Here is a 13,934-nt window from a genome sequence, read left to right on the forward strand (position 1 = left end):
GGCACGGTGGTCCGGACGGCACGCTCAGCGGTTCGCGACCGCCTGCTTGATCAGGGTCTTGCCGAAGTCCCACATCAGCCCGCCGCCGCCGTGCGCCTCGTCCATCACCTCGGTGAAGGCGGTCACGAAGCGGTCGACGTCGGCCTCGTTGACCACCAGGGGCGGGATCAGCTTGATGATCTCGACGTGGTCGCCGGAGACCTGGGTGAGGATGTGGTGCCGCTGGAGCAGCGGCACCACCACCATCTGCGCGAACAGGCCCTTGCGCGCGGCCTGGAGCATCGTCCAGCGGCTGCGCAGGCCCAGCGACTTGGGGCGGCCGAATTCGACGGCGACCATCAGGCCGCGCCCGCGCACCTCCTTGAGGAATTCGTACCTGTCGGTGAGCGCGGCCAGCCGGGTGCGCAGCAGGTCGCCCATCAGGCGGGAATTCTCCACCAGTTGCTCGTCCTCGACCACCGCGAGGGTGGCCAGGCCGGCCGCCATCGCCTGGGCGTTGTTGCCGAAGCTCGCCGAGTGCACCAGCACCCGGTCCATGGAGGAGTAGACCTTCTTGAAGATCCAGTCAGGTCCGAGCGTGGCGGCCACCGGGACGTAGCCGCCGGAGAGCGCCTTCGCCACGGTCACCAGGTCGGGCGTGACGCCCTCCTCGTGCTGGTAGGCGTAGAAGGCGCCGGTGCGGCCGATGCCGGTCTGGACCTCGTCGCAGATCAGCAGCGCCTTGTGCTGGTGCAGCAGTTCCTGGGCGGCGCGCAGGTAGCCGGGCGGCGGGATGTAGACGCCGTGGCCCTGGATGGGCTCGACGATCATGGCGGCCACGTCGCCGCGCTTCAGCTCCCTGGCGAGCGCGTCGAGGTCGCCGACCTCGATGGCGGTGTCCGGCAGCAGCGGGACGAAGCCGTCCTGGAAGCCTGACTCGCCGTTGACCGACAGCGATCCGGCGGTCAGGCCGTGGAAGGAGTGCTTGCAGTACAGGACGCGGGTCCTGCCGGTGGCGTAGCGGGCGAACTTCAGGGCCGCCTCGACGGCCTCGGTGCCGCTGTTGCTGAAGAACACCCGGTCCAGGTGCGGTGCGGTGGCGAGCAGCCGCTCGGCGAGCAGGCCGGGCAGCGGCTGGCAGTCGAAGCGGGTGAGGTCGGCCAGGCCCGCGTCCAGCACGTCGTGCAGCGCCTTGCGGACCACCGGGTGGTGCCGGCCCAGGCCCATCACGCCGAAGCCGGCCAGCATGTCGAGGTAGTCGTTGCCCTCGGCGTCCCAGAAGTGGGCGCCCTCGGCCCGCTCGTAGACCTTGTCGAACCCTATGGTGTGCAGCATGCGCGGCAGTTGGTGGTTGAGGTACCTGCCGTACAGCTCGTAGCGCTCGCTGCCGCGCTCGGCGAGCAGCGTCGCCAGGTCGAAGCCCTTGGCCGGCCCGCCGGTCCCGTCCACCGGGTCGCCCGGGGGCACGGGACCGCCCGCCGCCGGCTTCCCGGCGGCGGGCTCCGCACCGATCGGCTGCGTACTACCGGTCGGTTCAGACGATGTCATCGCTCAGCTGCTCCTTGCGTACGTGGGGTGCTGCTCCCGGCGCTGTGCGGCGCCGGGATCGTCGGGGTGCCCGCGGGGCCGGCCGCCGCGTCCTGGCTCCTGGCGCTGATACGGAGCAGGGCGGCGCCGATGCCGCCGGCGATCTCGGCGGGGGTCAGACCGAGGTCGGCGAGCAGTTCGCCGCGCTTGGCGTGCGGCAGGAACTGCTGCGGGATGCCGAAGTCGCGGACCGGTACGTCGACGCCTGCGTCCCGCAGCGCCTGGGCGACGGCTGAACCGACGCCGCCGGCCCGCCCGTTGTCCTCCACCACGGCCACCATGCGGTGCCTGGCAGCCAGTTCGGGAAGCGCGGGGTCGACCGGCTTGACCCAGCGCGGGTCGACGACGGTCACGCCGATCCGGCGCCCGGCCAGCAGTTCGGCGGCGGAGCGGCCGCAGCCGGCGAGCGCGCCGACCGCGACCAGCAGCACGTCGTCGGCGTGGTCCTGGGCGGGGCGGTGCAGGACGTCCATGCCGCCGACCCGGTCGATCGCGGGCAGCGGTTCGCCGACGGTCTCCTTGGGGAAGCGGATCACGGTGGGGGCGTCGTCGACGTCGAGGGCCTCGCGCAGCTGCGCGCGCAACTGGTCGGCGTCGCGCGGCGCGGCGATCCGCAGTCCGGGGACGACCTGGAGGATCGACATGTCCCACATGCCGTTGTGCGAGGCGCCGTCGACACCGGTCACACCGGCCCGGTCGAGCACGAAGGTGACACCGCACCTGTGCAGCGCGACATCCATCAGCACCTGGTCGAAGGCCCGGTTCAGGAAGGTCGCGTAGACCGCGACGACCGGGTGCAGGCCGCCGGTGGCCAGCCCCGCGGCGGAGGTGGCGGCGTGCTGCTCGGCGATGCCGACGTCGAAGACCCGCCGCGGGTGGGCGCGGGCGAAGGCTTCGAGGCCGACCGGCTGGAGCATGGCGGCGGTGATGGCGACCACGTCGGGCCGCTCGTCGCCGATCGCGGCCATCTCCGCGCCGAAGACCGACGTCCAGGACGGTCCGCCGGAGGGCGCGAGCGGCCGGCAGGTGGCCGGGTCCATCGCGCCGACGGCGTGGAAGCGGTCGGCCTCGTCCTGCTCGGCCGCCGGATAGCCGCGGCCCTTCTCGGTGAGGCAGTGCACCAGCACGGGGCCGTGGAAGCGGCGGGCGCGGCGCATCGCGGACTCGACGGCGGCGATGTCGTGGCCGTCGATGGGGCCGAGGTATTTCAGGCCCAGGTCCTCGAACATGCCCTGCGGCGCGAAGGCGTCCTTGAAGCCCTTCTTGGCGCCGTGCAGGGACTCGTAGAGCGGCTGGCCGATCACCGGGGTCTGCTGGAGCACCTGCTTGCCCCAGGACAGGAAGCGCTCGTAGCCGTCGGTGGTGCGCAGCGTGGTGAGGTGGTTGGCGAGGCCGCCGATGGTGGGCGCGTAGGAGCGCTCGTTGTCGTTGACGACGATGATCAGCGGCCGGTCCCTGGCGGCGGCGATGTTGTTCAGCGCCTCCCAGGCCATGCCGCCGGTCAGGGCGCCGTCGCCGATGACGGCGACGACGTGGTCGTCGCTGCCCCGCAGTTCGTTGGCCTTGGCCAGGCCGTCGGCCCAGCCGAGCACGGTCGAGGCGTGGCTGTTCTCGATCACGTCGTGCTCGGACTCGGCGCGCGAGGGGTAGCCGGACAGGCCGCCCTTGCTGCGGAGTTTGGAGAAGTCCTGGCGTCCGGTGAGGAGTTTGTGGACGTAGCTCTGGTGGCCGGTGTCCCACAGGATCCGGTCGGCGGGCGAGTCGAAGACGCGGTGCAGTGCGATGGTCAGCTCCACCACACCCAGGTTGGGGCCGAGATGACCGCCGGTCCTGGCCACCGCCTGGACGAGGAAGTGGCGGATGTCGGCGGCCAGTTCGTCGAGCCGCCCGTCGGGCACGGCTTTCAGGTCGCGCGGGCCTTTGATGTGCTCCAGCATCGACATGTACAGACCTCGTTCCTGCCGGGTTTGCTCTGGATCGCCGACCGCTGACCGGCCGGCGGCAGTGCGGGTACGAGCCACCGGCCGGCTGTCCGGCCGGTGGCTCGTACCCCGGATCACCGGGAGGTCACTTCGCGCGGTTGGACGCGACGGTCTCCCGGGCGGCGCGGATGGACTCCTTGAGCGAGCCCATGGTCGCCAGGACCGCGGTGGGTTCGTAGCCGCAGTGGGCCATGCAGTTGTCGCAGCGGTCGTCCTTGCCGCGGCCGTACTTGTCCCAGTCGGTCTTGTCGATCAGCTCCTGATACGTCGGGACGTAGCCGTCCGCCATGAGGTAGCAGGGGCGCTGCCAGCCGAAGAGCGAGTAGTTGGGGATCGCCCAGGCGGTGCACTGGAAGTCGGCCTTGCCCTCCAGGAAGTCCAGGAAGAGCGGGCTGTGGTTGAGCCGCCACTTGCGCCGGTTGCCGCCGTCGAAGGCCTTCTTGAACAGCTCGCGGGTCTGCGTGACGCCCAGGAAGTGGTCCTGGTCGGGTGCCTTCTCGTAGGCGTACGCGGGCGAGAGCATCATCTCCTCGACCTTGAGGTCGTCATTGAGGAAGTTCATGACGTCGATGATCGTCTGCGGGGTGTCGGTGTTGAAGAAGGTCGAGTTGGTGGTGACCCGGAATCCGCGGCGCTGTGCTTCCTTGATCGCCAGCACGGCCTCGTCGAAGGTGCCTTCCTTCGCCACCGATTCGTCGTGCCGCTCCCGCATGCCGTCAATATGCACGGTGAACGCGAAGTAGGGCGACGGAGTGAATTTTTCGATCTTCTTGCGGAGCAGCAGGGCATTGGTGCAGAGGAAGACGAACTTCTTCTTGGCCACCAGCTGGCGGACGATCTCGTCGATCTGCGGGTGCATCAGCGGCTCGCCGCCGGCGATCGACACCATGGGCGCCCCGGACTCCAGGACTGCCCCGACCGCCTGCGCCACCGGCATGCGCTGCTTGAGCACCCCCGCCGGGTGCTGGATCTTGCCGCAGCCCTCGCATGCGAGGTTGCACGCGAAGAGAGGTTCCAGCTCAACGATGAGCGGGAACTTTTCGCGCCGCCGGACCATTTTCTGTTCGAAGAGGTACGACGCGATACGGACGGTCTGACGAAGCGGCATAGCCATCTAGCTCACCTCCGGGGGAGCAGCGGTAGTGCGGTGCCAATCGAGAAAGGCGGGTACAAGATCTCTGAGCACCCGGAATGCGATGATCCCGGTGCGAAGCGTTCCGACGCGCACGAGTTCGTATTCGGGCGTGTCGACCACGACGCGGGCCGCGGCGATGTGCTGCGCTCCTTCGGCGAGCGCGGCACGCCGCATGGCGGCCGATTCCATGTCGACGGCGATGGCACCGGTCGCCGCCAGTGCGGTGCGCTCCGCACCGCGTACGACATGGTCGGACTCGGCCAGGAGGCCGGTGTGCACGGTGTGGCCCGCGGCCTTGAGCGTGGCGGCCAGCGCCGCGCTCTCGTGTCCCTCGTCGGAGACGACGATGTCACCCGGCCGCATGCCGGGGGCGAGCCCCGCGCAGAAGCCGGTGGTGACGACGGCCGCGTCGCGCAGCGCCGAATTGTGCAGCGCCTTGCGTACGGCCTCTTCCGCGGCCACGGGCCCCATGCCGGTACGGAGCACGGTGACCGGGTCTGCGGCGCCCCTGGCCGCTCCCCTGCGCAGCGCGAAGCGCTCGATGCGCAGGGCGCACACCACCAGCAGTGGACGGGTAGGGCCCACGGACTAAGCCCCCTTTCCTGCGGCTGTGGCGCCGACCGCGTGGCCCGCGGCGCCGAAGGGCTCGCTGCGGGCGTAGCGCCCGAGCGCGGTGAGCGGGAAGACCATCCGGTAGAGGTGGTAGTTGATGGAGAAGTCCCGGGGGAAGCCGGTGCCGGTGAAATAGGGCTCGTCCCACGAGCCGTCGGGCAGCTGGGTCTCGGCCAGCCAGCGCACCCCGCGCTCGACGGCCGGGGTGTCCCGGCGGCCGGCCGCGAGCAGCGCCATCAGCGCCCAGGCGGTCTGCGAGGGGGTGGAGTGCCCGCGTCCCGCCCATTCCCTGTCGGTGTAGGAGCGCAGGTCCTCGCCCCAGCCGCCGTCGGCGTTCTGCACCGACTCCAGCCAGCTCACGGCCCGGCGGATCGCCGGGTGGTCGGTGGGCAGGCCGGCCGCGGCGAGCGCCGGGACGGCGGACCCGGTGCCGTAGATGTAATTGACGCCCCAGCGGCCGAACCAGGAGCCGTTGTCCTCCTGCTCGGCCAGCAGCCACTCGATGCCGGTGCGGGTGTGCGGGTCGCCCTCGACACCGAGCGCGGCGAGCATCTCCACCACGTGGGCGGTGACGTCCGCCGACGGCGGGTCGATGACCTCCCCGAAGTCGCAGAAGGGCAGCCGGTTGGGGAAGGGGCTGGTGTTGTCGGCGTCGAAGGCGCCCCAGGCGCCGTTCCTGGACTGCATGCCGACCGTCCAGCGCACCGCCCGGTCCACGGCGGTGTCCACCCGGGCCTGGTCGGGGTGGGCGACCCGGCGCAGGGCGAGTACGACCTCGGCGGTGTCATCGATATCGGGATAGTTGTCGTTGTGGAATTCGAACGCCCAGCCGCCGGGGGCGAGCTGCGGCCGCTGCACGGACCAGTCGCCCGGGCGGGTGATCTGCTCCTCCAGCATCCAGTCGGCGGCCTTGATCAGCGCCGGGTGGTCGGCGGGCAGGCCCGCGTCGGCCAGCGCGATGGCGGCCAGGCAGGTGTCCCAGACCGGCGACTGGCACGCCTCGATCATCCGGACGCCTTCCTCCGGCCAGACGGCGAAACGATCCAGCGAGTCCAGTCCGGCCTTGAGCACCGGGTGGTCGAGGTCGTAGCCGAGCAGGTGCAGGGCGATCACCGAGTAGACCGCGGGCGGCTGGATGCCGCCCCAGCAGCCGTCGGCCTCCTGGCGTTCGATGATCCAGCGGGCGCAGGCGTTCATGGCACCGCGCCGCACCGGGCGCGGGCTGAACCTGCGGTAGACGTGCAGCACCTGGTCGAGCCGCTGGAAGACCCCGTCCCAGCTGGCGAGGGGCGCCCGGCGCTGTTTGGGGTTGGGCCGCTCGGGGTTGATGTGCAGTTCGTCGATGCCGAAGGGCGCGGGGCGCACCGGACGCAGCGCGCCGACGACGGTCAGCGGCACGATGGTCTGCCGGGCCCAGCAGCCGAACGAGTAGATGTTCAGCGGCATCCACTTGGGCAGGTAGATGACCTCAGGCGGCAGTTCCGGCAGGTCGTCCCAGTCCCACCAGCCGAACAGCGCGAGCCAGATCCGGGTGAAGACCCGGCTGGCCGCCACCCCGCCCTCGCCGCGCGACCACTTGGCGGCCAGCGACATGTGCGCCTCGTCGGGGGAGTCCCCGGCGAGCCGCAGCGCCACATAGGCCTCCACGGTCGCGGACAGGTCGCCGGGCCCGCCGTGGAAGGTGGGCCAGGCGCCGTCCTCGCGCTGCTGGGAGCGGATCCAGCGGGCCGACGCGGCGGTGGTGCGGGCGTCCTGGATGCCGAGGAACTGACGCAGCAGCAGGTCCTCGGCGTCCATCGTCACATTCGTCTCGAGGTCGCCTTTCCACCATCCGTCGGGGTGCTGCCGTGCCAGAAGGTGGTCCGCGGCGCGCTGCACGGCACGCTGCGCCGCCGCCTCGGTGTCACCGGGTGGAACAGGATCCGGGTCCGAGGTGCTGCTGGCCGAGGGTGTCCGGTGAGTTGGCGTACCTGGACTGCCATCGGTCGTCGCTGTCATGGCTTCCCCTTTGCAGTTGAGACTTCTGCGGTGTTGGGGGCGGCCGTCGGCCGTCACATGCGAGGGACCGGCGACGTCAGCGCTCCACGTTGCTGTTCTTTACTTCTCGCGGACCACCACAAAATCCGCAAGACCTACGAGCTTACGATTAATTTCTTCCGGCATGTCCATTTTGTCCAGCGCGGCGACGGCGGTCGCGTACTGCCTCCTGGCCTCCTGAGAGGTCCATTCGCGCCCACCGGCTTCTTCGATCAACGCCGCGCGCATGGCGAACTCTTCCTCGTTGAAGGCATCGTTTTCCGGATTCTTCGCGTCCGCCGCCAGCAGTTCACCCAGCCGCTCGGAAGCCGGCCCTCCGGCGGCCAGCGCGGCCACCACGGGAAGCGACTTCTTGCGCTGCCGCAGATCGCTCCAGGTCTGCTTCCCGGTGCTCGCCGGGTCGCCCCAGATGCCCAGCAGATCGTCCACCGCCTGGAAGGCCAGGCCGAGGTGGTAGCCGTACTCCTCCAGCGCGTCGGCGTCGGCCTCGGACGCGCCGCCGAGCACCGCGCCGATGGAGGCGGCACAGGCCAGCAGCGAGCCGGTCTTGTTGCCCTCCATGTCCAGGCACTCCTGGACGGTGACCCGCTCCAGGTGCTCGAAGGTGATGTCCTGCGCCTGACCGTCGATCAGTTTGCGGGTGGCGGTGGTCAGCCGGCGGGTGGCCCGGCCGGCCTCCACGGTGCCCTGCTCCAGCAGGATCTCGTTGGCCAGCGCGAAGAGCGCGTCGCCCACCAGGATCGCCTGGGCGGGGCCGTGCACCTTCCACACCGTGTCGCGGTGCCGCCGCTGCTCGTCGCCGTCGATCAGGTCGTCGTGCAGCAGCGAGAAGTTGTGCACCAGCTCCACCGCGACCGCGCCGGGGATGCCGGTCTCGGCCGGGGCGCCCGCCGCCTCCGCGGTCAGCAGCGCCAGCGCGGGGCGTACGGCCTTGCCGCCGTCGCCGTCCGCGGGCCGGCCGGTCTGGTCGATCCAGCCGAAGTGGTAGGACGCCACGGTGTCCATGGGGGGTGCGAGGCGTGCGACTGCCGCGCGGAGCACGGGGGTGGTCAGGATGCGGCCGTTTTCCAGCAGCTCGATGACGCCGGCAGCGGTCACGTTCTCTCCTCTGGTTGCACCAATAGCACTCATGCCGCCTCCAGGACGCCGTTGTCAACCGGCAGGCCGAGGGCGGACAAAGCTTCTCGGGAGGCGCGCAGTCCGCTGCGCACCGCGCTCTCCATGGTCGCGGGCCAGCCCGTCGCGGTCCACGCGCCGGCCAGGAACAGGCCGGGCGCGCGGGTGACGGGACCCGGCCGCAGCGCGCCCACCCCGGGGGTGGGCGCGAACGTCGCCGTGCGTTCGCGGGTGACGAAGACGTCGCGGACGCCGGCACCGCGGGCGGCCGGCAGTACGCGTTCGAGTTCCGGCAGGTAGCGGTCGCGCAGTTCGGCGACCGGCAGGTCGATCTCGTCCTCGACGGCCGACTGCGACACGGCCACATACTGGCCGCCGCCGGTCAGGCCGGAGCTTTCGGTACGGTCGAAGACCCACTGGACGGGGCTGCCGAGAGCCGCAAGGAACGGCTGCCGGAGCACCTGTCTGTCGTAGATCACATGGACATTGAGGATCGGTGCGGTGCCGATCTGCAACAGCTTTTCCGGATGCTGGACAGCGCCGCTCGGCAGCAGTGCGTGCGCCTCGCGCTGCGGGACGGCCAACACCACGACGTCAGCGGTCAGTTGCTCGGCGCGGCCGGGGCCGGTCTCCAGCGAGACCTGCCAACCGCCGTCCGCCTCCCGCTCGATGCCGCTGATGCGGGTGCGCAGCAGCGTCCGTACGCCGGCCGTGTCCAGGGCCCTGCGGCCGCGGCCGTCGTGCAGGTCGCCGAGCGGGGCCGAGGCCCAGCCGATGTCGGCGGCGCCCGGGTCCGTGAGCAGCCCGGTCTTGAAGACCATCGCGGCCAGGCCCAGCGAGGAGTGCGCGGCCGTGGCATTGAGCGTCGCCACGCCGACCAGGTCCCACAGCGCCTCGATGGTGCGCGCCGACTGCCCGCGGCGGGCCAGCCAGCTGCCGAAGTCGATGTCGTCCAGGGCCGGGTCGGTCAGGTCGAGGCCGCGCAGCGCCAGGGCGGCCCGGCCGACCGAGGCGCGCTCGCGCAGCGACAGGTGCGGATAGCGGGCCAGGCTCGCCGCCAGGTGCAGCGGCACCGGGAGGGCCGCCCTGGTCAGCCGGCCCGTCCTGCCGGTGTTCGCGTCCACGACCGGTACGTCCAGCCGGTCCTGAAGGGTCACCAGGTCGCGGGCGTCGATCCGGTCCAGGAACCACTGGTAGGCGGTGCAGCAGCGCAGGAAGACATGCTGGCCGTTGTCGACGGTCAGTTCGCCGCGCTTGAAGGAGAAGGCGAGTCCGCCCAGCCGCGGCCGGGCCTCGGCGAGGGTGACCCTCATGCCGGCGTCGGCCAGCCGGAGCGCGGCGGTGATCCCGGCGAGCCCGCCGCCGACGACGACGGCGCTGCGGCCGGGCGGCTGCTGCGATCCGCCCTGTGACCTCGTCATTCGCCCTCCCCTGCGGCCGGGCGCCGCGGCTTGCGGCGCGCTGTCGCGGGAAGTGACGCGGTGGACGGGCGCGGGGTTGCCTGACTGCGGGTGTGGCGGACCTGGTGACGGTTCGACTGCTGTGCCGCGTGCCGTGGACCCGCTCCCTGGCGGGTGGGTCTCACGTGTCCCTCCGGGGGGTCCTGGCGATACGGCGGGTGTCCAGGCCGGTAAGACCGCGGACGGCGACATAAACCTTCTGCCGGCCGGGCAGCGAGACCCGGCCGCGCAGCACGGCGTCCGGGTCGGCGGCGATCCGCTCCAGCAGCCGGCGGTAGATGCCGGCCATGGCGGCCACGCAGGCGCCGCTGCGCCGGTCGAGCATCGGCAGCAGCCGGTAGCCGGTGGCGAAGAGGCTGCGGGCCCGGCGTACTTCGAATTCCACCAGACCGGCGAAATCGGAGCCGGGCGGGGCCGTGTCGCTGTGGAAACCGGCGGCACAGCCGAATTTGGCAAGGTCCTGGGCGGGCAGATAGGTCCGTCCGTTGCCGGCGTCCTCGCGGACGTCCCGCAGGATGTTGGTGAGTTGCAGGGCAAGGCCGAGCGTGTCGGCGTATTCGGCGGCACGTGCGTGATCGTGCCCATTCACGGTGCCGAACACGCCCAGCGAGAGCCGTCCGATCGCACCGGCCACACAACGGCAGTAAACAGCCAGGTCGTCCCAGGTTTCATAGGTCTCGCCCCGAACATCCATCAGAACACCGTCGATGAGTTCGTCCAGGCCTTCGAGCGGAATGGGAAAGACGCGGGAGGCGTCGGCGAGCGCCACCGCGACGGGATCGGTGTCGTCCTCGCGGATGTCACCGCTCCTGACCCGGGTGAGCAGCTGCCGGGTGGCTTCGAGCCGTGCCGACTTCTCGGCGGGCGCCAGATCGCCGTCGCCGATGTCGTCCACGCGCCGCGAGAACGCGTAGAGAGCCGACATCGCCTGCCGTTTGGCGGTAGGCAGCAGACGGATGCCGTACGCGAAGTTGCGGGCCTCGTGGCCGGTCACGGTCTCACAGTACCTGTATGCGGCAAGTACCGGTCCGGACGTGTGGGCGGAACCGTTCACGGTCCGGCTCACCCCTTTCTTCGCAATGTCGACCCCACTTCGCGCAGCAGGCCGCTCTTGGTGGCTTTGGGCGAACCCGCGAGGACGTCGTATCCGGCACGCTCGACCGATTTCAGCGCCGCCCGCCCGCCACCGACGAATCCCGCGAGCAACAGCCGAAGCCTGCCACGGACGCTACCCACCAGGGGGGTACCTTCATTCAACAGCTCGCGAGCGCGTTCGGCCTCGAACGCGACCAGTGCTTTCACCTGCGGGGCCGCCTGCGGTGCTGCCAGGTCGGCCTCATCCACGCCGTAGCGTTTCATGTCCTCGGCCGGCAGATACACCCGGTCCCTCGCAAGGTCCTCCGCGACGTCCTGCAAATGCTCGACGATCTGCAGCGCGGTGCACACCGCGTCGGAGCGGCGGACCCGTTCCGGCGTCGAGGTGCCGGTCAGCGACAGCACCAGCCGGCCGACCGGGTTCGCGGACAGTTCGCAGTACGCGAGCAGGTCGCCGTAGGTCCCGTAGCGGGCCACCTGCTGGTCCTGGCGGTTGGCCGCGATCAGGCCGAGGAAGGGTTCGGGGGTCAGCTCCCGGCGGCGGACGGTGGGCTGCAGGGCCCGCAGCAGCGGGTGGGCCGGGGTGCCGTCGAAGACCTGCCGCAGGTCCGCCTCGAAGGCGTCCAGCATCGCGATGCGGTCGCCGGCGGCTGCCGGGTCCAGGCCGAGCAGGACCGCGTCGGGCCGGCCGCCGTCCGCCAGGTCGCCGTCGCCGATGTCGTCCACCAGCCGCGCGAAGCCGTAGACGGCCATCAGGTCCTGCCGCCACGCGCGCGGCAGGAACACCGGTGCCACCGGGAAGTTCTCGCGCGCGGCCTTGTCCAGCACGGCCTGGGACGTGTCGTCCCCGGTCACCGCGGGCTGCCCGGCAGACAGGCGGGATACGTGCCCCGGAGCAGGATGGTCCCGTTCGTCATGGCCGCCACATCCCCCGTTCTACACCGCCCCGTCGGATCTTCCCATTTCGGACACGCCGCCACGCCGGGCGTCGCACACCCGGAATCGATCATCAGAGGGCTCCCAGCACCGGTACAGCTTACGTCGGGCCACTGTCCGGCGTACGCCGGGGGCGTGAAGGACAGTACCCCTCACAACGCGCGGCCCCCGCCGGATCATCCAGCGGGGGCCGTCGTCTTCCGCGGGCCGCGGCGGCGGGTGCACCGCGGCGGCGCGCGGGCTACTTGCTGTGCGCCTCGTAGGCCTTGATGACGTCGTCGGTCGGCCCGTCCATCAGCAGCTCGCCCTTCTCCAGCCACACCACCCGGTCGCACGTGTCGCGGATGGAGTTGTTGTTGTGGCTGACCAGGAAGACCGTGCCGGCCTCCTTGCGCAGCTCGCGGATACGGTCCTCCGAGCGGCGCTGGAAGGCCCGGTCACCGGTGGCCAGCGCCTCGTCGATCATCAGCACGTCGTGGTTCTTGGCCGCCGCGATCGAGAACCGCAGCCGCGCCGCCATGCCGGAGGAGTACGTACGCATCGGCAGCGAGATGAAGTCGCCCTTCTCGTTGATCCCGGAGAAGTCGACAATGCCCTGGTAGCGGCGGCGCACCTCCTCCTGCGACATGCCCATCGCCAGACCGCCGAGCAGGACGTTGGTGGCCCCGGTCAGGTCGTTCATCAGGGCCGCGTTGACGCCCAGCAGGGACGGCTGGCCGTCGGTGTAGATCTTGCCGCTCTCGGGCGGGAGCAGGCCGGCGATGGCCCGCAGGATGGTGGACTTGCCCGAGCCGTTGGAACCGATGATGCCGATGGCCTCGCCGCGGTAGGCGGTGAAGCTCACCCCGCGCACGGCGTGCACCCGGCGGACGTTCGGTGTGCCGCGGCGCAGCAGCAGCCGGCCGAGCGCCGCGGTCGCGCTGCCCTTGCCGGTGCCGGCGCCGTAGACCTTGTAGACGATGTGCACGTCGTCCACGACCACGGTGGGGACGCGTGCGCCGGCTGTCTTCGTACGGTCGGCGACGGACTGCTGTTCAGCCACGGCCATAGTGCTCCTCCGCCTTCCAGAAGTAGATGTAGCCGCCGACACCCACCAGTACCGCCCAGCCCACCGCGGCGATCCACACGTGCGGTGGCATCTGCGACGAGGTGACGCTGTCGATCAGTGCGAACCGGGCCAGGTCGATGTAGACCGAGGCGGGGTTGATGTCGAGCAGGATCTTGACAATGTGCGGGGCGTCCTCGGTCAGGTTCTCGATGCTGTACATGACGCCCGAGGTGTACATCCAGGTGCGCAGCATGAACGGCATCAGCTGTGCCAGGTCGGTCATCTTGCTGCCGAGCCGGGCCACGATCATCGCCAGGCCGGTGTTGAAGATCCACTGGGTGGTCAGCGCGGGGATGAGCAGCAGCCAGGAGGCGTCCGGCACCTCACCGGTCATCAGCACGATCGCGACGAGCACGAACATCGACATCATCAGCTGCTGGAGCTGCATCAGCGTGAACGCGATCGGCATCGAGGCGCGCGGGAAGTGCAGCGCCCGGATCAGGCCGAGGTTGCCCGACACCGCCCGGACGCCGCTCATCACCGAGGACTGCGTGAAGGTGAAGATGAAGATGCCGGTGACCAGGAAGGCGATGAAGTTGTCGACGCCCTTCCTGGTACCGATCAGTACACCGAAGATCAGGTAGTAGACGGCCGCGTTCAGCAGCGGTGTCATGACCTGCCAGAGCTGGCCGAGGCGGGCCTGGGTGTACTGCGCCGCAGTACGTGCCTTGGCGAACTCGTTGATGAAATGTCGGCGGCCCCACAGCTGCCGGGTGTATTCCGCCAGCCCCGGCCGGGCGCCGCTGACGCTCAGCCCGTATTTGGCGGCGAGCTGGGAGGGACTGAGGCCGTCATCGGCCGTGGGTGCCGGCGGGGCACCGACGGCGACCGCACCATTGTGCGTTGTCTCGCTCACAGTTGACACTTTCGTCCTCAAGGTGCGCGCC

General features: G+C 70.6%; 11 protein-coding genes. All 11 read right to left on the reverse strand.

Annotated elements, in window-relative coordinates; genetic code table 11:
* Positions 1-24: 24 nt before the first annotated feature.
* Entirely contained in the window at positions 25-1,527 is a 1,503-nt protein-coding gene (locus tag OHA86_RS06920; protein ID WP_329173382.1) for an aspartate aminotransferase family protein, read from the reverse strand.
* A complete protein-coding gene (gene dxs, locus OHA86_RS06925) occupies positions 1,524-3,509 on the reverse strand; it encodes a 1-deoxy-D-xylulose-5-phosphate synthase (protein WP_329173384.1) in 1,986 nt (661 codons plus the stop codon). The genes OHA86_RS06920 and dxs overlap by 4 nt, the downstream gene beginning before the upstream one ends.
* A gap of 124 nt (positions 3,510-3,633) precedes the next feature.
* Positions 3,634-4,662, reverse strand: coding sequence for an adenosyl-hopene transferase HpnH (gene hpnH, locus OHA86_RS06930; protein ID WP_329173385.1), 1,029 nt, complete (start codon positions 4,660-4,662; stop codon positions 3,634-3,636).
* The gene (locus OHA86_RS06935; protein WP_329173387.1) at positions 4,663-5,268 is read right to left on the reverse strand and encodes a phosphorylase family protein; all 606 of its coding nucleotides are present in this window, start codon (positions 5,266-5,268) and stop codon (positions 4,663-4,665) included.
* Positions 5,269-5,271: 3 nt separating this feature from the next.
* A complete protein-coding gene (shc, locus tag OHA86_RS06940) occupies positions 5,272-7,293 on the reverse strand; it encodes a squalene--hopene cyclase (RefSeq protein ID WP_329173388.1) in 2,022 nt (673 codons plus the stop codon).
* 99 nt (positions 7,294-7,392) lie between these two features.
* Positions 7,393-8,463, reverse strand: a complete 1,071-nt coding sequence (locus tag OHA86_RS06945) for a polyprenyl synthetase family protein (protein WP_329173389.1) — start codon at positions 8,461-8,463, stop codon at positions 7,393-7,395.
* Entirely contained in the window at positions 8,460-9,869 is a 1,410-nt protein-coding gene (gene hpnE, locus OHA86_RS06950; protein WP_329173390.1) for a hydroxysqualene dehydroxylase HpnE, read from the reverse strand. The genes OHA86_RS06945 and hpnE overlap by 4 nt, the downstream gene beginning before the upstream one ends.
* A 160-nt stretch (positions 9,870-10,029) precedes the next feature.
* Positions 10,030-10,974, reverse strand: coding sequence for a presqualene diphosphate synthase HpnD (hpnD, locus tag OHA86_RS06955; RefSeq protein ID WP_443071651.1), 945 nt, complete (start codon positions 10,972-10,974; stop codon positions 10,030-10,032).
* Positions 10,971-11,858 carry a squalene synthase HpnC gene (hpnC, locus tag OHA86_RS06960; RefSeq protein WP_329173392.1) on the reverse strand — a complete coding sequence of 296 codons (888 nt, stop codon included), beginning with the start codon at positions 11,856-11,858 and terminating at the stop codon, positions 10,971-10,973. The genes hpnD and hpnC overlap by 4 nt, the downstream gene beginning before the upstream one ends.
* Before the next feature lie 322 nt (positions 11,859-12,180).
* On the reverse strand, positions 12,181-12,987 hold the full coding sequence (locus OHA86_RS06965; RefSeq protein WP_329173393.1) for an ABC transporter ATP-binding protein: 807 nt from the start codon (positions 12,985-12,987) through the stop codon (positions 12,181-12,183).
* The gene (locus OHA86_RS06970) at positions 12,974-13,903 is read right to left on the reverse strand and encodes an ABC transporter permease (protein WP_329173394.1); all 930 of its coding nucleotides are present in this window, start codon (positions 13,901-13,903) and stop codon (positions 12,974-12,976) included. Before OHA86_RS06970 ends, OHA86_RS06965 begins: the two co-directional genes overlap by 14 nt.
* Between the last annotated feature and the right edge of the window lie 31 nt (positions 13,904-13,934).

The organism is Streptomyces sp. NBC_01477 (assembly GCF_036227245.1).
GTDB lineage: Bacteria > Actinomycetota > Actinomycetes > Streptomycetales > Streptomycetaceae > Actinacidiphila.

Coding starts and splice junctions, on each gene's coding strand:
- OHA86_RS06920 (WP_329173382.1), bottom strand. CDS start 1,527: ATGACATCGTCTGAACCGACCGGTAGTACGCAGCCGATCGGTGCGGAG.
- dxs (WP_329173384.1), bottom strand. CDS start 3,509: ATGTCGATGCTGGAGCACATCAAAGGCCCGCGCGACCTGAAAGCCGTG.
- hpnH (WP_329173385.1), bottom strand. CDS start 4,662: ATGGCTATGCCGCTTCGTCAGACCGTCCGTATCGCGTCGTACCTCTTC.
- shc (WP_329173388.1), bottom strand. CDS start 7,293: ATGACAGCGACGACCGATGGCAGTCCAGGTACGCCAACTCACCGGACA.
- OHA86_RS06945 (WP_329173389.1), bottom strand. CDS start 8,463: ATGAGTGCTATTGGTGCAACCAGAGGAGAGAACGTGACCGCTGCCGGC.
- hpnE (WP_329173390.1), bottom strand. CDS start 9,869: ATGACGAGGTCACAGGGCGGATCGCAGCAGCCGCCCGGCCGCAGCGCC.
- OHA86_RS06965 (WP_329173393.1), bottom strand. CDS start 12,987: ATGGCCGTGGCTGAACAGCAGTCCGTCGCCGACCGTACGAAGACAGCC.